20 protein-coding genes and 1 pseudogene are annotated in these 25,804 nt (G+C 63.2%); 16 read left to right on the plus strand and 5 right to left on the minus strand.

Going from position 1 to position 25,804, the window contains the following annotated elements; genetic code table 11:
* Positions 1-113: 113 nt before the first annotated feature.
* Complete coding sequence (locus tag SAZ10_RS27940) at positions 114-1,322, plus strand: glycosyltransferase family protein (protein WP_318612715.1); 1,209 nt, start codon at positions 114-116, stop codon at positions 1,320-1,322.
* Here the strand turns inward: SAZ10_RS27940 and SAZ10_RS27945 are convergent.
* Entirely contained in the window at positions 1,319-1,819 is a 501-nt protein-coding gene (locus tag SAZ10_RS27945; protein WP_318612716.1) for a class I SAM-dependent methyltransferase, read from the minus strand. The genes SAZ10_RS27940 and SAZ10_RS27945 overlap by 4 nt on opposite strands.
* 283 nt (positions 1,820-2,102) lie before the next feature.
* On the opposite strand from SAZ10_RS27945, the gene SAZ10_RS27950 reads away from it, so the two are divergent.
* Positions 2,103-3,344: a glycosyltransferase family 4 protein gene (locus tag SAZ10_RS27950; protein WP_318612717.1), complete on the plus strand. Its 1,242-nt coding sequence runs from the start codon at positions 2,103-2,105 to the stop codon at positions 3,342-3,344.
* Positions 3,341-4,474, plus strand: coding sequence for a glycosyltransferase family protein (locus SAZ10_RS27955; protein ID WP_318612718.1), 1,134 nt, complete (start codon positions 3,341-3,343; stop codon positions 4,472-4,474). Before SAZ10_RS27950 ends, SAZ10_RS27955 begins: the two co-directional genes overlap by 4 nt.
* Before the next feature lie 111 nt (positions 4,475-4,585).
* Here SAZ10_RS27955 and SAZ10_RS27960 read toward each other — a convergent pair whose 3' ends face one another.
* Positions 4,586-5,260: a class I SAM-dependent methyltransferase gene (locus tag SAZ10_RS27960; protein WP_318612719.1), complete on the minus strand. Its 675-nt coding sequence runs from the start codon at positions 5,258-5,260 to the stop codon at positions 4,586-4,588.
* 53 nt (positions 5,261-5,313) lie between these two features.
* On the opposite strand from SAZ10_RS27960, the gene SAZ10_RS27965 reads away from it, so the two are divergent.
* The 4 genes from SAZ10_RS27965 to SAZ10_RS27980 all read left to right on the plus strand — a co-directional run bounded on the left by SAZ10_RS27965 (position 5,314) and on the right by SAZ10_RS27980 (position 10,113).
* Positions 5,314-5,907 (plus strand): hypothetical protein, encoded by a 594-nt coding sequence (locus tag SAZ10_RS27965; protein ID WP_318612720.1) that lies wholly within the window; start codon positions 5,314-5,316, stop codon positions 5,905-5,907.
* 7 nt (positions 5,908-5,914) lie between these two features.
* Positions 5,915-8,635 (plus strand): ABC transporter transmembrane domain-containing protein, encoded by a 2,721-nt coding sequence (locus SAZ10_RS27970; protein WP_318612721.1) that lies wholly within the window; start codon positions 5,915-5,917, stop codon positions 8,633-8,635.
* A gap of 41 nt (positions 8,636-8,676) precedes the next feature.
* Positions 8,677-9,138 (plus strand): cyclic nucleotide-binding domain-containing protein, encoded by a 462-nt coding sequence (locus SAZ10_RS27975; protein WP_318612722.1) that lies wholly within the window; start codon positions 8,677-8,679, stop codon positions 9,136-9,138.
* Between the two features lie 144 nt (positions 9,139-9,282).
* Positions 9,283-10,113 carry an MBL fold metallo-hydrolase gene (locus SAZ10_RS27980; RefSeq protein WP_318612723.1) on the plus strand — a complete coding sequence of 277 codons (831 nt, stop codon included), beginning with the start codon at positions 9,283-9,285 and terminating at the stop codon, positions 10,111-10,113.
* Positions 10,114-10,137: 24 nt separating this feature from the next.
* Here SAZ10_RS27980 and SAZ10_RS27985 read toward each other — a convergent pair whose 3' ends face one another.
* Positions 10,138-10,878 carry a polysaccharide deacetylase family protein gene (locus SAZ10_RS27985; RefSeq protein ID WP_318612724.1) on the minus strand — a complete coding sequence of 247 codons (741 nt, stop codon included), beginning with the start codon at positions 10,876-10,878 and terminating at the stop codon, positions 10,138-10,140.
* A gap of 6 nt (positions 10,879-10,884) precedes the next feature.
* Positions 10,885-11,970, minus strand: coding sequence for a glycosyltransferase family 4 protein (locus tag SAZ10_RS27990; protein ID WP_318612725.1), 1,086 nt, complete (start codon positions 11,968-11,970; stop codon positions 10,885-10,887).
* Between the two features lie 101 nt (positions 11,971-12,071).
* Here SAZ10_RS27990 and SAZ10_RS27995 point away from each other — a divergent pair, with 101 nt between their 5' ends.
* The 9 genes and pseudogenes from SAZ10_RS27995 to SAZ10_RS28035 all read left to right on the plus strand — a co-directional run bounded on the left by SAZ10_RS27995 (position 12,072) and on the right by SAZ10_RS28035 (position 24,502).
* Positions 12,072-13,247: a DUF3095 domain-containing protein gene (locus tag SAZ10_RS27995; RefSeq protein WP_318612726.1), complete on the plus strand. Its 1,176-nt coding sequence runs from the start codon at positions 12,072-12,074 to the stop codon at positions 13,245-13,247.
* Positions 13,248-13,414: 167 nt separating this feature from the next.
* Positions 13,415-14,757: pseudogene (locus tag SAZ10_RS28000) on the plus strand (nucleotide sugar dehydrogenase).
* Between the two features lie 50 nt (positions 14,758-14,807).
* The gene (locus SAZ10_RS28005) at positions 14,808-16,139 is read left to right on the plus strand and encodes an adenylate/guanylate cyclase domain-containing protein (protein WP_318612728.1); all 1,332 of its coding nucleotides are present in this window, start codon (positions 14,808-14,810) and stop codon (positions 16,137-16,139) included.
* Between the two features lie 173 nt (positions 16,140-16,312).
* Positions 16,313-18,202, plus strand: coding sequence for an ABC transporter ATP-binding protein (locus SAZ10_RS28010; RefSeq protein WP_318612729.1), 1,890 nt, complete (start codon positions 16,313-16,315; stop codon positions 18,200-18,202).
* Positions 18,199-20,109: an ABC transporter substrate-binding protein gene (locus SAZ10_RS28015; protein WP_318612730.1), complete on the plus strand. Its 1,911-nt coding sequence runs from the start codon at positions 18,199-18,201 to the stop codon at positions 20,107-20,109. The genes SAZ10_RS28010 and SAZ10_RS28015 overlap by 4 nt, the downstream gene beginning before the upstream one ends.
* Before the next feature lie 2 nt (positions 20,110-20,111).
* Complete coding sequence (locus SAZ10_RS28020) at positions 20,112-21,110, plus strand: ABC transporter permease (protein WP_318612731.1); 999 nt, start codon at positions 20,112-20,114, stop codon at positions 21,108-21,110.
* Entirely contained in the window at positions 21,107-22,291 is a 1,185-nt protein-coding gene (locus SAZ10_RS28025) for an ABC transporter permease (protein ID WP_318612732.1), read from the plus strand. Before SAZ10_RS28020 ends, SAZ10_RS28025 begins: the two co-directional genes overlap by 4 nt.
* A 93-nt stretch (positions 22,292-22,384) precedes the next feature.
* Positions 22,385-23,635, plus strand: coding sequence for an adenylate/guanylate cyclase domain-containing protein (locus SAZ10_RS28030; RefSeq protein ID WP_412535314.1), 1,251 nt, complete (start codon positions 22,385-22,387; stop codon positions 23,633-23,635).
* 111 nt (positions 23,636-23,746) lie between these two features.
* Positions 23,747-24,502: a DUF1614 domain-containing protein gene (locus SAZ10_RS28035; RefSeq protein ID WP_318612733.1), complete on the plus strand. Its 756-nt coding sequence runs from the start codon at positions 23,747-23,749 to the stop codon at positions 24,500-24,502.
* A 5-nt stretch (positions 24,503-24,507) separates the two neighbouring features.
* Here the strand turns inward: SAZ10_RS28035 and SAZ10_RS28040 are convergent, their stop codons facing one another.
* The gene (locus tag SAZ10_RS28040) at positions 24,508-25,563 is read right to left on the minus strand and encodes a glycosyltransferase family 2 protein (protein WP_318612734.1); all 1,056 of its coding nucleotides are present in this window, start codon (positions 25,561-25,563) and stop codon (positions 24,508-24,510) included.
* Positions 25,564-25,804: the final 241 nt, after the last annotated feature.

Raw genomic sequence — 25,804 nt, forward strand, 5'->3', positions numbered from 1 at the left:
TCGAGCGGCCGAATGCCGGCCGCATCGACCATTGTGTCCAGGTAAAGAGATTGGGCACGGGCGGCGGCCGTCATCCGGCCGGCGTCCTGGCCGAACGAAGGAAGGGTTTGTCCATGTTGCGGCGTCTCGAAGATGCGCGGATCCTCATGTACAGCCACGACACGTTCGGACTTGGCCATCTGCGCCGCTGCCGCGCCATCGCGCATTCGCTGGTCGAGGATTTCCGCGGCCTTCAGGTCCTGATCATCTCCGGCGCGACCATCGCCGGTGCATTCGACTACCGAGCGCGCGTCGACTTCGTAAAAATTCCCAGCGTCATCAAGCTCCGCAACGGAGAGTATCAGTCGATGGAGCGGCACATCGACATCAATGACACCCTGAAGATGCGCTCCTCGATCATCCGGTCCACTGCGGAGATGTTCCAGCCGGACATCTTCATCGTGGACAAGGAGCCGATGGGGTTGCGCGGCGAAATCGAGGAGACGCTGTCTTACCTGAAGACCCGCGGAACGACATTGATCCTCGGACTGCGCGAGGTGATGGACGCGCCGGAGCTGCTCGATGTCGAATGGAAGCGCAACGATGTCATGCGCAAGATCGGCATGCTCTACGACATGGTCTGGGTCTACGGCCCCCCCGATTTCTACGACCCGCTCACGGGCCTCGACGTGCCCGCCAATGTGCGGGCCAAGATGAAGTTTGTCGGCTTCCTGCAGCGAAGCCTGTCGAAGACGGAGGAACCCGACCACCGCCCGAAGGGCGACTACATCCTGGTCACCACCGGCGGCGGCGGCGACGGAGCCGACCTCATTCATAACGTGATCCACGCCTATCAGCAGGATCCCGGCCTCGATCATCGGGCCCTGATCGTGCTCGGTCCCTATATGCCGGCCAAGCAGCGGCGCAAACTGATGCGCAAGGGTGCACGCATTCCGCTCATCGAGATGATCGAATTCGACAATCGGATGGAGGAGTTGATCGCCGGCGCCAAGGCCGTGGTGGCGATGGGGGGCTACAACACCTATTGCGAGATCCTGTCGTTCGACAAGCCGGCGCTCATCGTGCCGCGCGTAGTGCCGCGCCAGGAGCAGCTGATCCGCGCCCGTCGCGCTTCCGAGCTCGGGCTCATAGAGATGTTCCTGCCGGAACAGGCGGAGGATTCATTGAAATTTGCCGCGGCGCTGAGGGAGCTCCCTCATCGCGACCCGCCCTCGAAAAGCAATCCCAACCTCAGGCTTAAGGGCCTTGGCCACATTTCCGAAATCGTCGGTGGCTGGCTCGACCAGCGCCAGCACCGCCATCTCTCGGTGGTCGAAGGTTAGAGTTCGTTGCGGTAGAGGAAATACCTGCCCTCACGAGCGCCGGGAGGCAGCGGCAGCGCCCGGGTTCCGGGAAGTTCGAGCGGCAGGTCGGAAAGCACAATTGCCCCAGGCGCGAGAACAGGCGGCAGATAGCGGCTAAGCTTGGCGCTCATCCCGATATTATGGGCTCTGTCGTACGAGCCCATGTCTGCGTGTGCAAGGACCACCTCGGCGCCGAAGCGGCTTGCAGCGTCGTCAAGCGTCTCCGTGATTTCCCCGAGCATCATACGATCGGCGGGTGGTGTGCAATCCTCGTAGGAGTCAACCTCGCGATCGAAGACATAGATTTCCCGATCCGGCAGATTGGTGCGCAAATGGTCATAGGTCCGGCCGTGCCCCAGGCCCATCTCGAAGACGATGCCTGGGCGGCCCGCTATTTCGCGGAAGGCCCAATCAAGGCAGACGTGCTGGGCCTCCAGACGGAAGAGCAATTTCTCGAGCCTCGTCAATCTGGTCATGTTGCCTTCTCCGGGGCCAATCCGGCCATGGACCTACATGACGGCGCATAGAGTTTAGGTCAACGCCCTCTTTCGCCGGAGGCGGCTCGGACATCCGGCTTGACCGGCCGGCGCGGCAAGCCCATTTTGCGCAGCGCAAATGCCGACCCGGCAGATCAGGGATTGACAGCCGGGCGAACGCTGACGAATCGGGAAGGATCCTTTTCATGTCGCGGCTGCTCGACCCACACTCTCGCGCCGTTTCCTCGCGGCCGAAAGCTCTGTAAGGTCGGCAAGCGAACACATGCGGCGCAAGACCGTCGTCGTGCTGAAGGGCTATCCGCGGCTGTCGGAAACCTTCATAGCCCAGGAGCTGCTCGGTCTCGAGCGGGCGGGGATCGAGCTTGTCATCGCCTCGCTGCGCCGCCCGACGGACGGCAAGCGCCATCCCATCCATGACGAAATCAAGGCTCCTGTCTTCTACCTGCCGGAATATCTACATGAGGAGCCATGGCGCGTCCTTCGTGCGTTGATTGCGGGCATTCCGCGCGCCGGCTTCTGGCGTTCGCTCCGCGCCTTCCTGCCGGACCTCGCGCGCGACTTCTCGCGCAACCGTTTTCGCCGCTTCGGTCAGGGGCTCGTGCTCGCGGCGGAATGGCCGAAGGGCGGTGAGTGGCTGCATGCCCACTTCATCCACACGCCCGCCTCCGCCACGCGCTATGCGAGCCTGATGCTCGGCATCCCCTGGACCTGCTCTGCACATGCCAAGGATATATGGACCTCGCCGGACTGGGAGCTTTCCGACAAGCTTGCCTCGGCCCGCTGGACAGTGACCTGCACGGCGTCCGGCTTCACCCATCTCAGGAGGCTTGCCAACGGGCAAGGCAGCGTGCACCTCAGCTACCACGGTCTCGACCTCGCCCGCTTTGACCCGTTCACAGGCGATCACTCCGAACGCGACGGATCAGACCCGGATCAGCCGGTGCGCATCATCAGCGTCGGCCGCGCCGTCGAGAAGAAGGGCTACGACGTGTTGCTCCAGGCGCTTGCCTTGCTGCCGCGCGGTCTTCACTGGCGTTTCGAGCATATCGGCGGCGGAGACCTGCTTCCGAGGCTCAAGGCTCGGGCTGAAGAACTGGGCGTCGCCGACAGGATCGCCTGGAAGGGCGCGCTCGCGCAGCAAGAGGTGCTCGATGCCTACCGGAGCGCGGACATCTTCGCGCTGGCCTGCCGAATCGGGGAGGATGGCGACCGCGACGGCCTGCCCAACGTTCTGGTCGAAGCGTCGAGCCAGAACCTCGCCTGCGTATCGACCGAAATTTCCGGCGTCCCGGAGCTGATCAGCGACGACGAGAACGGGCTGCTTGTGCCCCCGGACGATCCGCCAGCCTTTGCAGGCGCGCTCGAGCGCGCTATCCGCGACCCGGGGCTGCGCAAGAGGCTTGGCGCGGCGGCCGAGCAAAAGGTGAGGGGCTCGTTCGATTACCACGCCAGCGTGCGGCAATTGACGGAGCTCTTCGAAAAGGGATGGCAGGCAGCCGCATGAAAGGTCCGCGCGTCCTCTTCTATGTCCAGCATTTGCTCGGCATCGGCCATCTTGCCCGTGCGAGCCGTATCGCGACCGCGCTTGCGGATGACGGTTTCGCCGTGACGATGGTTTCGGGCGGCGTCCCTGCGCAAGGCTTTCCCGGACCAGGCGTGGAGACAATTGAGCTGCCGCCGGTCGCGGCCGCGGATCAGGGCTTCTCAGACCTCACAGACCTGTCGGGCAGGCCCGTCGACGATGCGTTCAAGGCGCGTCGCCGCGATCTGTTGGTGCGGGCCCTTCACGATATCCGCCCCGCGATCGTCATCATCGAGGCTTATCCCTTCGGCCGCAGGCAGATGCGCTTCGAGCTACTGCCGCTTCTCGAAGCGGTTGCCGTCATGGCGCCGAGGCCGGCGCTCGTCACCTCAGTCCGCGACATCTTGCAGGAACGCGTAAAGCCTGGCCGCAACGAGGAGACACTCGACATCCTCAACCGCCAGTTCGACCTCGTGATGGCGCATGGCGACCCGCAATTCGCCACCCTCGCCGACACCTTCCCGCTTGCTTCGTCGATCCGGGCGGAGATTGCCTATACCGGCATGGTCGCCGGGCCGCGCCCCGCGCCCTCGCCCGAAGCCTACGACGTCATCGTTTCGGCCGGCGGTGGCGCGGCCGGTCGGCTCCTGGTCGAAGCCGCGGTGGGAGCGTCCGCCTTGGTCTCGCCAGGCAAGCGCTGGTGCCTGATCACCGGCCCCAATCTTCCTGCGGCCGATTTCGAAGCAGCGGTCGCATCGGCGCCGACAGGCCTCGACATCTTCCGCTTCCGCAAGGATTTCCCGTCATTGCTCGCCGCCGCGCAGCTCTCCATTTCGCAATCCGGATACAACACGGTCTGCGACGTGCTGCAGGCCGGCTGTCGCGCGATCTACGTGCCGTTCGCGGCTGGCGGCGAGACCGAACAGACGGTCCGTGCCGAGCGGCTGGCGCGCCTCAGGCTCTCGGTGGCAATAGCGGAAAAGCAGCTTACGCCGGTGCGCCTTGCAGCAGAGATAGAACGGCAGTTGGGCCTGCCAAAGCCGGCTTCGCATGCACTTGACCTCGATGGTGCGCGGAAGTCGGCGTCAATCCTGCGTCGATTGGTTGGTTAGGCGCCGGATAGGCGCTGGGGACAGTTTACTTTTTGCCGCCTGCACGCACTCGCCACAGCCGCTGCCTTTCCGCGGCAAAAAGTAAACTGTCCCCGGAAGGTCCCCAACCGCCTACACCGTCCCGATCAGCATGAAACGGGTGTAGTTCTTCATCGGCAACGCACCCGAAAACTTGATTGTAGCCAGCCTTGCCAGCCGCTCGAACGCGTCAGCCGATTCGACGCAGCTGATGTGGCTGGGCTCGCCGAAATAGTCGTTAGACTGCAGAAGCACGTTCGTGCCCTTGGGCAACAGATCGAGCCAGCCGCGCAGATCGGCAATGTGCTCGCAGCTCGTGTTGACGATCAGGCCGGCGGCAAGCGCCGCATAGTCCAGCCTGTACATGTCGCCGGTTACAGCCTTGAAGCGCCCGTTTGCGCCGGCATTCAGCGTTTCGGCAACCGCCGCGACCGACGGATCTATATCGATGCTTTCGATCGCGCCGATCTCGAAGCGCGGGTCATCCAGCAGCATTGCGGCGAGCACGCCATACCAGCCACCCAGGATGGCGAGACGATCGAACTTACCGCCGAGACTTCCGTATAGCTGATCGCGTGCCCACGTCTTGCAGGCGACCTGCTTGTGGTTGAAGGCGTTGTCGATCAGGGCCTCCGGATGCTGCGCTATGACGCGCGCGAGCCCGCCGACAAGAGGACAGCCGTCATAGGCAGCAATGCCGCGCACGAGGTCGAAAGCGCGGCTGCGCCAGTCACCCTCCACGCCCACAGGACAGGTAGCTTCCGTCATGACCGTGATGTAGACTCGGCAAAGCGGTGGCGCAACAAAAGCAAGATGGATTTATGAGTTCGACTACGGCCGACGCGGCTTCTTCCACGCGTGCATTCCCCGACGACATTCCTCACCTTTCAGGGCCAGGTGCGGCCATCAGGCAGGTACTGGCCGCGCATTTCGTGCGCGATTGCCCGCACATCGTCGAGATCGGAGGCCATATCCGGCCAGTCACCGACTATCTGACGCATGCACCGCTTTCGGTGCTTTCCGTAGACCCGAAGACTCCGCCTCTCGAGGCCGATGAGCTCAACGGCCGGCCCTGCCGCGTGCGCCACTTGGCGCGCAAATTCCAGGAAGTGGATTATGACTACGCGCCCGGCAGCTACGGGCTCGTGCTGCTCGGCTATTCGCTGAAGCCGTTCGGCAGCCGCGAGCCCCTCGGCCAACTGCTGTTCGGGTTGATCGACAACGCTGGGATCGTGGTCCTCGAATATCCACCTGCGTTGGAGCGCGCCTCCTCGCAGGTACCGTCGATCCTGACGCGGCCGTCGCTGGAGATGGTCTGCAGCTTCGACATCACGATCGACGATCCGGAGATCAGGGATACGCCCTACGCAAGGCGGCGCTTCCACGTGCTGCGCCCCGTCGCCGCGAGGGGCTGACCAAGCGATGGAATACAGCCTCGCCCGTTACATCTGGAAGAACACCTGGAGACAGCAGGTCTGGATCCTCGTGATCGTCTTCGTCTCGATGATCCCCTATTTCCTGTCGTTCGACCTGCCCAAGCAGATCGTCAACGGGCCGATCCAGGGCAACGGCTTCGAGCAGCCCGGCGCTACCCGAACTTTCATGAAGATTGCGTTCGACGTACCGCTTTTCGGCCATGTGAAGCTGTTCAACGGGGTCCAGCTCGACCGCACGACCATGCTGTTTGCGCTGAGCTTCGTGTTCCTGGGCCTGGTCGTCATCAACGGCCTCTTCAAATTCTACATCAATACCTACAAGGGCCGGCTCGGCGAGCGGATGCTGCGTCGCATCCGCTTCGAGCTCGTCGACCGTGTGCTTCGGTTCCCGCCAGGCGTCTTCAAGCGCGTGAAAGCGGCTGAAGTGGCTACCATGGTGAAGGACGAAGTGGAGCCGCTCGGCGGCTTCATAGGCGACGCTTTCGTTCAACCGGCGCTGCTCGGCGGGCAGGCACTGACGGCGCTGGTCTTCATCGTGCTGCAGAATTTCTGGCTTGGCGCCATCGCGGTGGCGATCGTCGCCGTCCAAGCCGTAATCATACCGCGAATGCGCAAGCGGCTCATCCGCCTCGGCCGCGAGCGTCAGCTGACGGCACGCGAGCTCTCCGGCCGTGTCGGCGAAATCGTCGACGGAATCGGCACGATCCACATCCATGACACGTCGAACTATGAGCGCGCCGACATCGCCGCCCGGCTCGGGCGCATCTTCAAGATCCGCTACGACCTCTACCAGTGGAAGTTCCTGGTCAAGTTCCTCAACAACTTCCTCGCATCCGTGACGCCCTTCCTGTTCTATGCCATCGGCGGCTATCAGGCGCTCAAGGGCAATCTCGACATCGGCCAGCTCGTGGCCGTGATTGCCGCCTATAAAGACCTTCCCGGACCGCTGAAGGACCTGATCGACTGGGATCAGCAGCGCCAGGACGTGCAGGTCAAATATCAGCAGGTCGTCGAGCAGTTCAGCGTCGAGACGATCATCGACCCGCGGATCCAGGCCGTGACCCCGGACCGCGCCACGGCCATTACCGAGCCGCTCGGCGCGGTCAATGTCTCGCTCGTCGACGACAGTGGGGCAAGGATCCTGGAGCGGGTTTCCCTCCAGATCAAACCCGGTGAGACGCTCGCCGTCGTGGGAACCGCCGCGAGCGGCGCAGAGGCATTTGCGGAGGGGCTTGCGCGGCTCGCGTGGCCCGAGAGCGGAAGGTTCTCCATCAACGACCACGACATTCTCGACATCCCGGAATCAGTCACCGGTCGCCGCATCTCATACTCTTCCTCGGACGTCGTGCTGTTTCAGGGAACTCTTGGCGACAATCTGTTTTACGGATTGAAGCATGCGCCGTTCCGCACCCCCGAGATGGAAGGAACCGACGCGACCAGGCGAAAATGGGAGATGGACGAGGCGCAGAAGGCCGGCAATCCCGTGTTCGACATCATGAGCGACTGGATCGACTACGAGGCGGCAGGCGCTACTGGCCGGCACGATCTGATCGAAGCGATCCGGCCGGTGCTCGACGCCACCATGTTGTCGCACGACATTGTCGACCTCGCGCTGCGCTCGTCGGTGGACCCGTCGCGCTTCGAGGCTCTGGTCAGCCGCATGGTCGAGCTCAGGACGGCGCTGCGGCATCGACTGAACGAGGAAGGTCTGAGCAGCCTCGTCGTGCCGTTCGAGCCGCACAGCTACAACACCGAGGCCACGATCGGCGAGAATTTGCGCTTCGGCACGGCCACCGGGCCGGCGCTTTCCGACAAGGCGCTGGCGTCGAACCCTTATGTCATGTCGGTGCTCAAAGCAGCTGGGCTCGACCAGACCTTCTACGAAATGGGTCTGGAGATTGCCTCCAACGCAGTCGAGCTCTTCGCCGACCTGGCGCCGGACAACCCGCTGTTCCAGCAGCTGACCTTCATGGCGCCGGAGGACATTCCCGCCTACCAGGCGCTGCTGCAGCGATTGCAGGGTAAGAGCTACGACGCGGTCTCCGAGGAGGATCGCGCCAGGATCATCACACTGAGCTTCGCCTACATCGAGCCGCGTCACCGCTTTGGTCTTCTGACGCCCGAGCTCATGACGAAGATCGTCGAAGCGCGCAACACGATCTATGAAGGCCTGCCGCCCGAGTTGCAGGGCGCGCTGGAGCGATACGATCCGACACGTTTTGCGGCCGCGGCGAGCCTGATGGACAACGTGCTGTTCGGCCGCATCGGTCATCAGCACGCAGACGGACCGGAGCGCATCCGAGACATCGTTCGCGACCTGATCGACAAGCTCGGCCTCTATGACGACGTGCTGGGTGTCGGCATGGATTTCAACGTCGGTTCGGGCGGCCGCCGTCTCACCGTCGCGCAGCGCCAGAAGATCGACGTGGCGCGCGCGCTGATCAAGCGAGCCGATTATGAGATCTTCAACCGGCCGATGAGCGTCATCGACCAGCGCGTCCAGGATCAGATCCTGCGCAACATCCTCAAGCTCGAGGAGGCAAGACCGAACGGGCAGAGGCCTGCTATCATCTGGGTACTGTCGAACCCCGCCATGTCGCAATTCTTCGATCGAGTGGTGGTATTCGACCGCGGCATGCTGGCCGAAGACGGCACGCATGAAGCGCTTGCAACGCAAAACGGTATTTTTAAAGGTCTTCTAGCGTAGTATTTCTCAGTGGATGGGGAACTGGGACAGGGATAACGGCCATGCTGCTCAAGGATGAAGTCGGAATGCTGCGGCAGGTGCCGTTGTTCTCGAACGTCGCACCGGCAAAACTGAAACTGCTGGCATTCACATCCGATCGAGTAGCATACGCACCGGGCCAGATCATCGTCAGGCAGGGAGAGGTCGGCGACGCGGCCTATGTCGTGCTCTCGGGCACAGCCGAGGTGCTCGTCGATTCACCGAGCGGGCAGATCAAGGTGGCTGAGCTCGAGCCCAACTCGATCGTCGGTGAGATCGCCATCCTTTGCAATGCGGCACGAACGGCGACTGTGCGCGCCATGAGCGCTGTCGAGACGCTGCGCATCCGCAAGGACCACTTCCTGCGCATGCTTGCCGAATATCCCGAGATGACCGTCGAGATCATGCGTGTCCTGGCCGACCGTCTGAGCCACACCACAGCCGAGCTTAGCGAAGAGCGGAGCAGGCATCGGACCACGCAATAGGCCGGGAGAAAGCGCTTTTCGCGATTTTCGACCGGCACAGCTCCAGCGCATCGTCGCCTTCGCATCCAAGGAATTTCCTGCCCTCGCTTAATGGAAACCATTTGTTTAGCATGTTAGGGATGGAGAGGTGGATAGCTGGACGGTATGAGTAGCGATGAGTTTTGGGTCCGGTTCTGGGGAACGCGCGGCAGTGTCCCGGTCTCCGGTCGCGAGTTCCTGCGTTATGGCGGCAACACGGCCTGCATCGAGGTAAGATGCGGCCCGCACACTCTGATCTTCGATGCCGGCTCGGGGTTTCGTCCCGCCGGGCGGTCGCTGGTCGAGCGAGGCATCGAGGATTTCGACGTCTTCTTCACCCATTGCCACTACGATCACATACTGGGCCTGCCCTTCTTCGCCCCGCTCTACAAGCCGAACTTCCACGTCTCCGTCTGGTCCGGTCATCTGGCCGGCATCATGACGACCCGTGAGATGCTCAAGGCGTTCATGCAGCCGCCATGGTTTCCCGTGCCGCTCGACATCTGCCGCGCAAACATCACCTGCAACGACTTCCGTGCCAACGACGTGCTCACGCCGCGCGAGGGCGTGACCATCCGAACCGGCATCCTCAATCACCCAGGCAATTGCGTCGGCTACCGCATCGAGTGGGCGGGGCGGGTCGTCGCGCTGGTCAGCGACACCGAGCATGTCGCGGGCATCCTGGATCCCAATGTGCTCAGCCTGATGAGCAATGCCGATCTCGTCATCTACGACGCCAATTTCGTAGAAGATGAGATGGAGTGCTACCGCGGTTGGGGTCACTCCACCTGGCAACAGGGAATCAAGCTATGCGAAGCAGCCGGAGCGCGACGACTGGCGCTGTTCCATCACGACAAGGGGCGGACCGACGCTCAGCTCGCCGTCATCGAGCGAAACGCAAGCAAACGTTTCAGCGGCGCCTTTGCCGCGCGCGATGATCTGGTGGTCGAGATCTGAAACTGGTCACGCGCAACTCTGAAATCAGATCAGTTCGCGCGCCGATAGCCAGCGGCACGCTGGGTTCGTAGCGGCAGCCTCGAGCAGGCCATCCAGGAAATCCCATACCGGCTCGTCGTGCACGAGATGGTGCGTGAGCATGCCGATCGGCTCGTTGCTGCCGGCCTCCCGTCGCCAGCGCAACTCCGTCGTGAGTTCCCCGATGAGCGCGCCGATATCCCTGCAGCCTCGTCCGCCATGCCAGTCGATCGGGTCGATATGCGTGTTGACGACACGGATCGGAGCAGGCCTCGCGCGGCCGTAAACCGAAACAGCGGCGAAGCCCAGGCGGCCAAGCGCGGGCAGCAACGTTTTGTCGATGCGATTCCATGGCGGCACCAGCACAGGCAGCGCCCTGTCGCCAAACAGCCGGTCGATCATAACCTTCGCTTCAGCGAGCTCCTGAAGCACAACCTGCTCCGGGCGATGCGGCCCAAGCTCCTCCTTCTTCTCGTTTGCCGGCGCATGGTTCTCATGGGCCCAGCCATGCACGGCAACGGTGACCTTGTCCGTGGCTTGGAGCCGCTCTGCGAGACTCCTTCGTGCGGCGGCCGGGATCACCGCCAGTGTCACGGCAATCGCGTGCCTGGCGCATACCGCAAGCAGCCGGTCGAGCGCGGCGGTCGGCTCGATCGCGTCGTCGTCGCGCAGCCAGAAATCTGCGATGCGCCCGGCCTCTGCCCAACATGCGAGCTCGGCGTGAAGCGGCTGCCAGTCGGTCCCCATCTTCGCCTAGTCCCCGATCGCCTGTAACATCGCAGCGAGCCGCGCCGCGGCCACCTCGAAGGATCGCTCCTCGATCGCGAAGCGCCGCGCCTCTACGGACATCGAGCGCCTGAGCCGGGGGTCTTCGAGCAGTCGGGCAAGCGCGTCAGCGAAGTCAGGGGCGTCACCCGCCGCCGTGAGCAGGCCGGTTTTCCCGTTACGCACAACATTGGGAACGCCGTCGGTGGCCTGGGCCACAACCGGCAATCCGGCGGCCTGCGCCTCGAGATAGGCAAGCCCGTAAGCTTCGCCGAAACCGGGCCAGGCATAGAGGCATCCCCTCGCGTAGACTTCGGGGATTTCTGCAGATGCTTTTTCGCCCAGCCACTCTATCCGGAGGGGATCCAGGCGCGCGAATTCGGACCTGACATCATCGCGACACGGTCCGTCGCCGGCAATCGAGATGGTCCATTGCAGGTGCACGATGCGCTCCAATGCGCGTGCGAGCAAACGGTAGCTATCCAGCTTGTCGCCCGGCCGCATCATGGCAACCGTCACGATGCGCCGGCCCGTCAGCTCCGGCACGACGCTGCGGAACGGGCCGGTATCTATGAACGGGTCGAGCATCGCGAATTTCGCTTCCGGAGCGATGCTCCAGAGCCCGGCCTGATCTTTCTCCCGAAAGCAGATGTTGAGCGTTGCGTTCTGCACGGCCTGCGCAATGAAAGCCTGGCTGTCGCGCCATCCACCGACGGCGCGCCGCCGCGACCACGATGCTTCGGCGGTGACGTAATGCAGGCGGAAGCGGCGCGAGAGTGTCGGCCCGATGAAGTCCGGCGCCTTGTAATAGGGATGGTAACAGAACCAGAGATCGGGGGCCGAGGCGCCCGACCAGCTCCCTGAAATGCGGGCAATCTCGACCTCCGCGGCTTGTCTGGCTTCGTCATGCGCTCCGAAAGCAGGGCTCCCCGCGAAGCTGCGCAGCTCCGAAACTATCTCGACGTCATGTCCCGCAGACCTGAGTGCAGCAACCAACATGCGCGCCATCTGCCGGTCGCCCGAGGGGACGGGATGGTTCGGAGATTTCAGGGGAGCGTAGAAGGCGATCCGCATCGATGAAACCTATCAGCAGGGCGACTCTTGAAGTCAACAAGGCGACCGATCGACAGCCGATCTCGATCGCGGGCGGATCGAGAACATGGTAAGTTCTCGTCATGAATGCATTGCCTGCCGAAGTCGACCGAGCAACCAGCGACGCCTTCTTCGATACTGCTCCCGCGTTTGCCGAGTTCGAGAAGGTGGCCGACGCCGACAATTATCGCCCGTTGCCCGACGACTGGATGCTCGCCGCTGCCGATATCGTCAATTCCAGCGAGGCGATCGCAGCGGGGCGCTACAAGGTGGTCAACATGGCGGGCGCGGGCGTGATCTCGGCGATCCTCAACGCGCTCGGCCGGCGAGACCTGCCGTTTGCTTTCGGCGGCGACGGCGCCCTCGTTGCCGTGCCGAGCTCCGGCATCGAAGCGACGAGGCAAGCGCTTGCCGCCGTGAAAACCTGGGTCGCCGAAGAGCTTGGGCTCGACTTGCGGGCGGCGCTCGTGCCCGTGACCGACATACGCGCCGATGGGCTCGACGTGCGCGTTGCCCGCTTTCAGGCGGGCCCGGAGGTCACCTACGCGATGTTCACGGGGGGCGGCGCCAGTTGGGCCGAGCGCGAGATGAAGGCTGGCCGCTACGCGGTCGCAGCCGCGCCGCCCGGCAGCAGGCCGGATCTCGAAGGGCTGTCGTGCCGCTGGAATCCGATCGAGACGCGCAATGGCGAGATCGTCTCCATCATTGTGGTCCCGCAGGGCTGGGAAACCTTCGCCGAATTCCAGAAAGTCATTTCCGATATCCTGGCGATCGCCGGAGAAGGGGGACAGGGCGGGCATCCATTGCCCGCGCAAGGGCCAGCGATCCCGCTTGTCGCCAAGGGCGTCGGCTACGAGGTTCGCGCGGTGGCTGCTGGCGGGCGGCTGCGGCGCAGGGTCCGCATATATCTGGAGACTGCCCTCGCCCATGTCCTCGGCAGGCTGGGCCTCAGGGCAGGAAGGTTCGACCCGGCATTCTACAGGGCTGACGTCGCCACCAACTCGGACTTCCGCAAATTCGATGACGGGTTGAAGATGACGATCGATATCGACACCGAGCGCCTGTCGAGAATCGAAAAGCGCCTGGAAGAGGCCGTAGCCGCCGGCCATTGCCGCTACGGGTTGCACCGGCAGAAATCGGCGCTGATGACCTGCATCGTACCGTCGCCGTTCACGCGCGATCACATGCATTTCATCGACGGCGCGGCCGGCGGCTATGCCGTCGCCGCCCGCAACCTGAAGGCAGCGCTCAGCAGTTGAACCTGTGGTTGCCGAACGCCGATTGGCAGCAGTTTCAGCTCGGCATCTTGACGAGGTACAACTTAGAGCCCACCTGACGCACGAAAAGCAAAGTCGGGGTGTGATTTGACCGGATTCGATAGCCGGCCACCCTCTGCCTGCTGGGCCTCTTCACGGAACGAACTCGTTTGAACGTCGCCAACACCATATTCGACGGCCTCCTCGAGCGGATTTCGACGCGCGCAGCGCGTGCCGGGGTGATCGGGCTCGGCTATGTCGGGCTGCCGCTGGCCATGGCGATTGCGCGCAAAGGGTTTTCGGTCACGGGTTTCGACATCGATCCTGACAAGATCGTCGCCTTGGACCGAGGCAAATCTTACATAGCCGGCGTATCGGACGACACGTTATCCGAGCAGGCTGCAGCAAAGCGCTTTCGTTCGACCACGGATTTTTCCGGATTGGCGGAGTGCGACATCATCATCATCTGCGTGCCAACGCCGCTCAGCCGCCATCGCGACCCCGACCTGTCCTTCGTCGAAGCAACCAGCCGCGCGATCGCCCACTCACTCCGCCGCGGTCAGCTGGTCGTGCTGGAATCGACGACCTATCCCGGCACCACGGACGAGGTCGTGCGACCGCTGCTCGAAGAAACCGGTCTCAAGTCGGGCCGCGATTTCTTCCTCGGGTTCTCGCCCGAGCGTGAGGACCCGGGCAATCAGCGTTTCGAGACAGCGACCATTCCGAAGGTCGTGGCCGGGGACGGCCCGCAGGCGGCATCGCTCATCTCGGCTTTCTACAGCGCGGTGGTCGAGAAGGTCGTGCCCGTCTCCACGACCGCCACCGCCGAGGCCGTGAAGCTTACCGAAAACATCTTCCGTGCCGTCAACATCGCGCTCGTCAACGAGCTCAAGGTGATCTACGACGCGATGGGCATCGACGTCTGGGAGGTGATCGAAGCGGCGAAAACCAAGCCGTTCGGCTACATGCCTTTCTATCCGGGCCCAGGCCTCGGCGGGCACTGCATACCGATCGATCCGTTCTATCTCACCTGGAAGTCGCGCGAATACGATTTGCCGACGCGCTTCGTCGAACTCGCCGGCGAAATCAACGCACAGATGCCGCGTCATGTCGTCGGCAGGCTTGCCGAAGTCCTCGACAGCCGGTGCGGCAGGCGCTCGGCAGGTCGCGCATCCTGGTCGTCGGCCTCGCCTACAAGAAGAACGTTTCCGACATTCGCGAGAGCCCGGCCTTCAAGATCATCGAGCTCATCGAGGAGCGCGGCGGCGAAGCAGATTATCACGACCCCTACGTCGCCGAGATTCCGGCGACGCGCGAGCATCTGCCTCTCAAGGGCAGGAAGTCTGTTCCAATGACCGAAGCTGCGATCGAAGCGTATGATGCGCTTGTCGTTTCCACCGACCACGATTCGATCAACTATGACCTGTTGGCGCGCGCAGCGCGCCTCGTCATCGACACGCGCAATGTCTTTGTTCGTCGAGGGATCGCAAGTCCGAACGTAGTGAAGGCCTGAGGGGAACTGGCTGCGAGGTCCAACGCCGAAAATCTTGAGAAGAGCATAAAATGGCAGACGTCTCATCCATCCTTCTCGACCGCGTGGCCGACTGGCTGATGCAATCCGCGCTTGCCGGCGAGGACCTTGAAAGCATCGTGCGCGGCCTTTGCGAGCGGCTCACCGCCGCGGGTCTTCCCATGAGACGTGTGCATCTGAGTTTCTCGATGCTTCATCCGCTCTATGATGCGCTCGGCTTTACCTGGGAGCGCGGCGGGGGCATCAGCGTCGAGAAGTTCCGCACCAAGTCGGCCGAGCGCCCGGAACGCTTTCTGCAGAGCCCCTATTTCTACCTGCTCAGCAACAATCTCGATCATCTGCGACGGCGCATCGATCCGAGCGCCGCTTCCGAATTCCCGGTCTTCGACGATCTGAAGGGCATGGGCGTCACCGACTATATGGCGTTCATCCACTCCTTCGGGAGAGACATGTCGCGCGGCATGGTCGGCTCCTGGTCGACCGATCACCCCAACGGCTTCAGCGACGACATGATCGGCGGCCTCCTCAAGGTCCAGAACCATCTGGCGGTCGCGGCCAAGATGGCAGTGCTCGGACGGCTCGCCGACAACATGCTCACCACCTATCTCGGCGGCGGGGCAGGCAAGCGCGTCCTTTCCGGCCAGACCAAGCGCGGCGATGGCGAGACTATCCGCGCCGCGCTCGTGATGGCCGACATGCGCAAATCGACCGCGCTCGCGGAGCGTGACGGACGCCAGACCTATATCGACACGCTGAACCAGTTCTTCGATGCGATCGCCGCTCCGTTCAATCGCGGCGGCGGTGAAATTTTGAGCTTCCTCGGCGACGGCTTCCTCGCGGTCTACCCCTGCGGCCGCCACAAGGAACCGTCGCAGGTCGCGTGCCAGGCGGCGTTCTCTGCCGTCGTCAAGGCGACGAAGCGCATGCAGGAACTCAACGCGCAGAGAAAGCGCGATGGGTTCGGCCCCATCGGCTACGGCATCGGACTGCACGTCGGCAACGTGATGTTCGGCAATGTCGGGCTGAAGGACCGCCTTACCTTCTCGGCCTTCGGCGCTTCGGTCAATGAGGTGCAGCGCCTGCAGGAGCTCACCAAAAAGCACCGACAGAACGTCATCGCCAGCAGCGCCTTCGCCGACTACTGCGGCGGCGCCTGGACGACGCTCGGCGAGGAAAGGCTGCGCGGCGTCGACGAGGCGATCACCATTCTTGCTCCTGACATCACGAGCATACCGGCGGCAGAAGAGGAGAGCATTCCGGAGCCCGCCTATGACGGGCTGTCCGACGCGGAGAACGTCATCCTGTTGCATCGCGACCAGCGTAGCCCGGAGCACGAACCTCCCGCAAAGAAGGCGCTGCAGTAAGCTGCAGCCGGCGCTAGCCGCTGCGCAGCACCGACTCACCTCGGTCCACCCGGATTTCGAGGAGCGTGCGGCTGCGCGCGACTCGCTCTAGGCACGCGGCAGATGCTGAGCTAGTGTCGTTCCCGACCAAGGAGGGGCGCGCAGTTGCGCGCTCGCTGGAGGGCGACGCGAGTATGGGTGCAGGTTCGGACCTGTTGCGGATCGAGGATCTGAGCATCACCTTTGCTCTGCTGGGCGGTCGCATCCAGGCCGTACGGCGCGCCAATCTTCGCGTCCTGCCTGGCAAGGTGACGGCGCTGGTCGGCGAGTCCGGCTCCGGCAAGTCGGTGATCAGCCAGGCGGTGATGGGCATCCTGCCGAGGACCGCCACCGTCACCGGCCGCATCCTGTTTTCCGACCCGAAGAAGAACTGGGCGACGACAGACATCCTCACGCTATCGCGTGACGGTCCGGAAATCCGGGAGCTGCGCGGCAGCCGCATGGGCAAGATCTTCCAGGAGCCGATGACATCGCTTTCGCCTCTGCACACGGTCGGCAACCAGATCGGCGAGGTGCTGAGGATCCATACCCCGCTCGACAAGGCCGAAATACGCGAGCGCACCATCGAGATGCTCGGGCTGGTCGGCTTTTCCAATCCGGCCCGCGCCTATGACATGTACCCGTTCGAACTGTCTGGCGGCATGCGCCAGCGGGCCATGATCGCCATGGCGCTGATCTGCCGGCCGGCCCTGCTGGTCGCCGACGAGCCTACAACCGCGCTCGACGTCACGATCCAGGCCCAGATCCTGAAGCTGCTGCGGGACCTGCAGGCAAAGCTCAACATGGCGATGCTCCTGATCACCCATGATCTGGGCGTCGTTGCCAATACCGCCGACGAGGTCGTCGTCATCTATCACGGCGAGATCATGGAGGCCGGGCCCGTCGAGGCGATTTTCCGCAGACCGAGCCACCCTTATCTCAAGGGACTGATGGCCGCCGTGCCACATTTCGACATGAAACCCGGCGAGCGGCTCAAGGGGCTGCGCGACGTTTCGGTTGACGCTGGCAGCCTGCTCGGCAAGCAAAACCAGGGCAGCGGCAACAGGCCGGATATCCTGCTGTCGGTGCGCGATCTCACCAAATCCTTCTCCACGCGGAAATCCGGCTGGTTCGGAACCAGTGCCGAGAAGCCAGTACGGGCAGTGGACGGCGTCAGCTTCGATATCAGGCGCGGCGAGTGTCTCGGGCTCGTCGGCGAGAGCGGCTGCGGCAAGACGACGGTCAGCAAGATCCTGATGCGGGCCGTCACGCCGGAAGCGGGCAGCGTGACGTTCGATAACGGCGACGGGCCGATAGATGTGCTTTCAGCCCGGGGCGAAGAGCTGCAGAGCCTCAGGACCAAGATACAGATGGTCTTCCAGGATCCGGTCTCCTCGCTCTCGCCGCGCATGACGGTGCGCAACATCCTCAGCGAGCCGCTGGAAATTCACGCGCGTGGCGGCGCCAAGAGCCGCGAGGACGCGGTGAAGGGACTGATGCGAGCCATCGGCCTCGACCCGCGCCACCTCAGCCGCTACCCGCACAGCTTCTCCGGCGGGCAGAGGCAGCGTATCGGGATAGCCCGAGCGCTGGCGCTCGGCCCCGAACTGCTCATCTGCGACGAGCCCGTCTCGGCGCTGGATGTTTCCGTACAGGCGCAGATCCTGAACCTGCTCAAGGATTTGCAGAAAGAACTCGGGCTCACCTACCTCTTCATCTCGCACAATCTCGCCGTGGTCGACTATATGGCCGACCGCATCGCGGTGATGTGGCGCGGCCGCATAGTCGAGCTCGCACCGCGCGAGATACTCCTCAGGAGACCGATCCACCCTTACACGCGCTCGCTGCTTGCGGCAGTGCCGTTTCCTGACCTCGACCGTCCGCTCGACTACAAGACGCTGCAGCCTGGCGGCGCCTCGGACAGCAGCGCCTGGGCGCCGCAGTTCCGTGACGACGGCGAAGGTACGCTGCTGCCGGCCGATCTCGGCGGCGGCCATCTCGTGCTGGCCCGCAAATCGGTCGATGTGCGGGAGCTGCGACCATGAACATCACCAGGCGCACGGCGCTCGCCATGCTCGGCTCGACGCTGCTCCCCGTCGCGGTCCGCGCCGACGATCGCGAGCCGCCTTTCCTCAAGCCACTCATCGAGTCCGGCAAGCTTCCGGCGCTTGCGCAGCGACTTCCCCTCAATCCGCGTGTCGTCAATCTCTCGGCGATGGGCCGCAAGACAGGCAGATACGGCGGCGACATACGCAGCTTGATCAGCGGACAGCGCGATATCCGGCTGATGACGATCAACGGCTATGCGCGCCTTGTCGGCTTCGACGAGAAGCTCAATTTCCAGCCGGACATACTCGAAAACTTCGAGACCGTCGAAGACCGCGTCTACACGCTGAAGATCCGCGACGGCCATAAATGGTCCGACGGCGAGCCGTTCACGTCGGAAGATTTCCGCTACATGTGGGAGGACGTGCTGGCGCATGAGGACCTGTCGCCCGGCGGTTACGGACCAGCGCTGACGGTCGACGACAAGCCCGCTGTTTTCGAGGTCATCGACAAGCTCACCGTCCGCTACTCCTGGGACTCGCCGAACCCGAATTTCCTTCCGGCCTTGGCAGGCGGGCAGCCGCTCTACCTCACCCTGCCGGCTCACTACATGAAGCAGTTTCACGAGAAGTACCAGGACGCCGACAAGCTCAAGGCGATGGTCAAGAAGAGCAAGGTCAAGAACTGGGCTTCGCTCCATATGCGAATGGCCAGGCAATATCGCCCGGAGAATCCAGACCTTCCCACGCTTGATCCGTGGCTCAACACCACGAAGCCCCCGGCCGAACAGTTCGTGTTCGAGCGCAACCCCTTCTTCCATCGAGTCGACGAGAAAGGGCTGCAGCTGCCGTATGTCGACAGGTGGCTCCTCAATGTCAGCTCATCGGCTATCATTCCCGCCAAGACCGGCGCGGGCGAGAGTGACCTTCAGTTCCTTGGTATCGACTTTCAAGACTACACATTCCTGAAGGAAGCCGAGAAGCGCTTTCCGATAAGGGTGAACCTCTGGAAGCGCACGCAGGGCGCGCGCATCGCGCTGCTGCCCAACCTCAATTGCGCCGACGACGTATGGCGGAAGCTGCTGCAGGACGTGCGCTTCCGCCGTGCGCTTTCACTTGGCATCGACCGACAGGAAATCAACAAGGCAGTCTTCTATGGCCTAGCCACGGTAAGCGCCGACGCCGTCCTGCCTGACAGCCCACTCTACGAGCCGGAATACCAGAACGCCTGGATTGCCCACGACCCCGATCGGGCCAATGCACTGCTCGACGAGATCGGCCTCACCAAGCGTGACAGTGACGGCATCCGCCTGCTGCCCGACGGGCGGCGTGCCCAGATCATCGTCGAATCCTCGGGTGAGGACACGCTCGAGACGGACGTGCTGGAGCTGATCACCGATCACTGGAGCGATATCGGCCTCGCACTTTTCGTGCGCACCTCGCAGCGCGATGTCTTCCGCAGCCGGGCCATGGGCGGCGAGATCATGATGGCGATCTGGTCGGGCATCGACAATGGCGTGCCGACCGCGGATATGAACCCCGAATGGCTGGCGCCCACCCATGACGACCAGCTGCAATGGCCGGTGTGGGGCAACAACTACCTGACGCATGGCGAGAAGGGCTCGGCGCCCACCATCCCCGAAGTCGTCGAGCTGATCGTGCTGCTCAAGAAATGGCGCAAAAGCACAACGCTCGAGGAACGCAGGGCGGTCTGGCACCGGATGCTGGCGCTCTACACGGACCAGGTCTTCTCGATCGGCATCGTGAATGCGACTCTGCAGCCGATCGTGTCCGCCCGTCGGCTCCACAACCTGCCCGACAAGGGGCTCTTCGGCTTCGAGCCGACCGCCTTCCTTGGCGTCTATATGCCGGATACCTTCTGGCTCGGCGAGCAGGAGGAGAGCTGACCATGTTGCGCTATATCCTCTGGCGTATCGCCGTGATGGTGCCAACACTGCTCATCATCTCGGCGCTGGTCTTCACCATCATCGAATTGCCGCCCGGCGACTATTTCGAGAGCTACGTTGCCGACCTGCGTGCCTCGGGCGAGACGGTTGACCAGGAGCGGATCGAATTCCTGCGCAAGGAATATGGCTTCGACCAGCCGCCGGTGATCCGATATTTCCGCTGGGTGGGCGGCATGCTCCACGGCGATTTCGGCTATTCCTTCGAGTACGAGCTGCCGGTGAGCGACGTGGTCGGGGACAGGTTATGGCTGACCGTCCTCGTCTCTTTCGTAACCATTGTCTTCACCTGGCTGATCGCCTTCCCGATCGGCATGTATTCCGCCACCCATCAGTATAGCTGGGGCGACTACGGGCTGACCTTTCTCGGCCTGATCGGCATCGCCATCCCCAATTTCATGCTGGCGCTGATCCTCATGTATTTCGCCAACGTCTGGTTCGGCACCTCGATCGGCCATCTGATGGCGCCGGAATTTCTCAACCAGCCGATGAGCTGGGCAAAAGCCCAATCGATCCTGGCACATCTGTGGATACCGGTCATCATCGTCGGCACGGCCGGCACAGCCGGCATGATCCGCAGGTTGCGCGCGAACCTGCTCGACGAATTGCAGAAGCAATATGTCATGACCGCCCGCGCCAAAGGGCTTCACCCGTTCAGAACACTGGTGAAATATCCGCTGAGGATGGCGCTCAACTTTTTCGTCTCGGACATCGGCTCGATCCTGCCGGCGATCATCTCCGGCGCCGAAATCACCGCCATCGTGCTGTCGCTCGAGACGACCGGCCCGATGCTCATCAAGGCGTTGCAGAGTCAGGACATGTACCTCGCCGGCTCGTTCCTGATGTTCCTCGCCTTTCTCACCGTTATCGGCGTCCTCATCTCTGATCTCGCGCTCGCCGTGCTCGATCCGCGCATCAGGCTACAAGGCGGAGCCCGGAAATGAACTCGCCGACCTCGCCGATCCCCGCACCCGGCGCGCCGCTGCCGCACTACATCTCGACGGCCCCCTTCGACCCCATGTCGATCGAGGCTGCGACCGACGAGCAGAGCCAGGTCTACCTCGCCTCTCAACTCAAGCTGATGTGGTGGAAATTCCGGCGCCACAGGCTGGCGCTGGCCTCTGGGATCTTCCTTATCGTGCTCTACTCCATGATCACGATCTCGGAGTTCCTGGCGCCCTACAACCTGCACACCAGGCATATGGACTTCATCCACACGCCGCCCCAGCGCGTGCATCTCTTCCACGAAGGCAGCTTCGTCGGGCCGTTCGTCTATGGCCGCACAATGCAGCTCGACATGGACACGCTGAAGCGGAACTACAGCGACAATACCGCCGACGTGCAGCCCATCCGCTTCTTCTGCCGCGGCGACAAGTACAGATTCTGGGGGCTGTGGGAAAGCGATCTGCACCTCGTCTGTCCGGCGGAAGGCGGGCACATGTTCCTGCTCGGCACCGATCGGCTCGGCCGTGACGTGCTCTCGCGCATCATCTACGGCGCGCGGATATCGCTCACCATCGGCCTGATCGGCATTTCGATCAGCTTCATCCTGGGCATCGTGATCGGCGGGCTCGCCGGGTATCACGGCGGCTGGTTCGACCTCATCGTCCAGCGCATCATCGAGGTGCTGCAGTCGCTGCCATCGATCCCCCTATGGATGGCGCTCGCCGCCATCATGCCGGTGACATGGAGCCCGATCATCGTCTATTTCGGCATCACCATCATCCTGGGCATGCTGGACTGGACCGGGCTCGCGCGCGCCGTGCGATCCAAGCTGCTGTCGCTGCGCGAGGAGGATTATGTGCTGGCCGCGCAGCTGATGGGCGCGGGGACCAGCCGCATCATCGGCCGGCACCTCATCCCCGGTTTCATGTCGCACCTGATCGCCACTGCGACAATCTCGATCCCCGGCATGATCCTCGGCGAGACGGCGCTATCCTTCCTTGGCCTCGGCCTCCGCCCCCCGATCACCAGCTGGGGCATCCTGCTCACGGAGGCGAGGAACGTCAGCGTGATCGCATTCTACCCCTGGCTGCTCTTCCCGATGGTCCCGGTGGTGCTGGTCATCCTCGCCTTCAATTTTCTCGGAGACGGGCTCAGAGACGCGGCCGATCCCTATAAGTAGGCGCTTCTCCATCCGATGCGTAAATAAAGATATGGAGCGGCCTGGCGATCCAACTTGAACGCACGCCGCTCGAAGGAATGGCTCGGGATGGCAATAGCGGCGGAAAGTGTCGAGCGCATCAACAGTTGGATCGTCATTCGCGGGCTTGCCGGCGACGATGAGATCACGCTTCTCGACGGCGTTTGCGAGTACTGCTGCGAGGCCGGCCTCTCGCTCTCACGCGCTGTCGCCATTATCGACACGCTCGATCCCGTCTATGAGGGTCGTGTCTTCTCCTGGCGCCGCGACAAGGAACTCGAAAACCCTGTCTCGGCCTATGAGCCGACCCGCGAAGGTCCGGCCGCCGAGGCGTGGCGGAAAAGTCCGTTCTTCTATCTCTGGTCGACCGGCAGATCCGAACTGCGATTCCGCCTGGAGCAAGGGGAGACCGGCGACTTGGTGGAGCAAGGCGAAACCGGCAGCTTCGAGGCAGTCGAGGAGCTTCGTGCCGAGGGCCAAACGGATTACCTGGCGCTGATTTTCCGTTTCGGGAAAGAAACGGTGATCGGCGAGATGGACTCCTTCATGGCACGCTGGGTAACCGACCAGCCCGGCGGGTTCGACGAGGCCGATGTCGCGGCGCTGAGAAGGCTTACGGCGGCGCTCGGGCTCGCCATCAAGTCGCGCTCGCTTGCGCGCGTCGCCCAGTCGCTGGTCGAGGCCTATCTCGGGCGCGATGCCGGACGCAGGGTGCTGGAGGGTCGTATTAGGCGCGGCACCACAAAGAGCATCAACGCCGTGCTCTGGTTTTCGGACATGCAGGGCTTCACCGCCATTTCGGAAAAGCTCCCCTCCGACCAGCTGATCCCGTTGCTCGACGACTACGCGGAAGCTGTCATCTCGGCTATTCATGGGGCCGGCGGCGACGTGCTGAAGCTGATCGGCGACGGTGTGCTCGCGATATTTGCTGCGGGCGGATCGGCAACTGCTGCCTGCCGCTCCGCGCTCGCGGCCGAACGCGACATGCGCTCACGTCTCGCGGCCCTGGAACAACGTCGTGCAGCAGCCGGCGCGCCGGTCGCCTCGATCTATCTCGGGCTTCACATAGGCGACGTCTTCTACGGCAATATCGGCGCCAAGAACCGGCTCGATTTCACTGTGGTCGGCCCGGCCGTCAACGAGACGCATCGCATCTCGTCAATGTGCAGTTCCGTCGGCCGCAATTTCCTCCTGTCCTCGGATTTCCTGCAATGGCTGTCGCCGGACGAGCGGCAGGATTTCGTCTCGGTCGGCCGCTTCGCGCTGCGCGGCGTCAGCCGGGCGCAGGAGCTTTTCACGCTCGACCCCGAAATCGCCGGTACGTGAAAGGACGCGGGCAGCGGTCCTCGATCATCCTTTTGTCTACGCAAACAGGCGAGCGGATGACTTCCACCCGCGCCGACCCTACCTACTATGCGGCATCCCGGCGAGAAATCGATGCACGCCAGTCATCTCCATTATCTGCCCCTTTCGGCGCCGTTCTTCTCGCTGCTGGTGCTGCTGTTCCTCCTGCTTGTGGCGCTGCTCCAGTTCGGAGCCCTGCACTATGCCTACACCCGCCTCGGCATCAGCGTCCGCGCCGCGCTCCTGCTTCTATTCGCGTCTCTCATCGGCAGCTACATCAATCTGCCGGTTGCGGAACTGCCCGGACAGCAGGCTCTGTCGCGTGAAGTGATCGATTATTTCGGGATGCGCTACGTCGTGCCGGTGGTGGTCGATTGGCCAGGCACGGTGATAGCGGTCAATGTCGGCGGCGCGCTGATCCCCACCCTGATGTCGCTCTACCTGCTCGCCCGGAACGAGCTGTGGGGCCGCGGGATCCTGGCGACCGCAGCAGTCGCTGCCGTGTGCCACTGGCTGGCCCGTCCGGTTCCGGGCCTTGGCATTGCGCTTCCGGTATTCGTTCCCGCCATCGTGACCGGCGTCGTGGCGCTGCTGCTTTCCCGGCAATACGCCGCGCCGCTCGCCTATATCGGCGGCAGCCTTGGCACGCTGATCGGGGCCGACCTGCTCAATCTCGGCAATCTCCAGGGGCTCGGCGCTCCGGTCGCCTCCATCGGCGGCGCCGGGACCTTCGACGGCATATTCGTTACCGGCATCCTCGCCGTGCTGATCGCCAGCATTCCCGGCAAACGCGGCCCTCAGAACCAGACACCCTCTCGCGACCGGCCGTGGAGATCTGGCGAGGGGTAGTGAATTCAGCCCATTGCGTGGCGGATAGCCTTCGACAGCCGCTCCAGCCACGCGGGACGCGACGACACGTCGAGCTTCCACGCGAGTATCCGCTTGGCGGGCTCTCGTGGAAGCAGGCCGACGGCCAGAAACCACGCTGCCTGGACTGTGCGCCTGCGCAGCGAATAATGCATGGCAAGGCTGGCGGCCGCCCCTGCTGCACCCAATCGCAAGCGGGAATCACCTTGCACCGGGTGCGAGGACTCGTCGATGCAGAGTGAAGCGAGGCGCTCCTCGAGATGGACCGGATCGTGCAGCGCCGGATCGGACTGCATCTTCAGGCCGATGTTCTCCGTCTCCGCGGACAGCGCCTCCAGGCGGTGGAAGTCGTGCTCGACGCGCCACCTCGCCCGTTCGGCGAGCTTTTGCCCGAACACCGAATGGTTGGCGCCGTGCATCCGGTAGGCGCCCAGGCACTCGTCGAGGGCCTGCACCTCGCCATGCAGCGGGGCGAGGGTCGCCAGATAGCCGTCCGCGCCCTGGCGGAAATCCGTCTCCGGTATGGGCATGATCGTCTCCAGCGCCGAGCGCGCAAAGGCGAGGCCACTGGTGACGGTCGTCTGGTAACGACCCCGTCGAAGCAGTTCCGGCGTCACGTCGCCCTGGTCGAAAGGCGCTTCCGGCGGCGGGAAGACATCCTTGACTTGCTCTTCCTCGTCGACGAGATGCAGCCTGAACTCGAATTCGGCGGTCCGGTCGCGCCAGGCGTGCACGACGTGCGAGACGGCCTCCGGATAGAGGTAGTCGTCGGCATCCAGGAAGAAGACCACATCGCCTTTGCACGCGATAAAGCCTGAGTTGAATGCCGCTGCATGACCGCCATTGGTCTCGCGCAGGCAAGGGCGAATCCTGTCGCCGTATGAGTTTATGACGTCGCTTGAATCGTCTGTCGAAGCGTCGTCGACGACGATGACCTCGACATCCGGATGGCCTTGCTCCAGCGCGCTGTCGATGGAGCGGCCGAGGAAGCGCGCATAATTGTAGTTCGAAATGATGATCGAGACAGGCGTCTGGTCCGCCAAGGAACACCTCACTTACACCCCGCCCGACCATTGAGTTCAATCGATCCAACCGACGGCTTGCTCGCTGTCGGGGGATCCTGGAGGCCCAGCCCGTCTCACGGACGCTTAAGCGTTCGGCTGACGAGTACCGCCTCGCTTCGAGCACCAATGCTTAAGCAAGTGCTTAAGCAGAGGCACAAGAGCCCTTTCACATGGCGCTTTGCTGCGGCGCGGCAATATGCGGAATGTGACGTTTGTGTGA

This window comes from Mesorhizobium sp. BAC0120, assembly GCF_033542235.1.
GTDB lineage: Bacteria > Pseudomonadota > Alphaproteobacteria > Rhizobiales > Rhizobiaceae > JAWRCU01.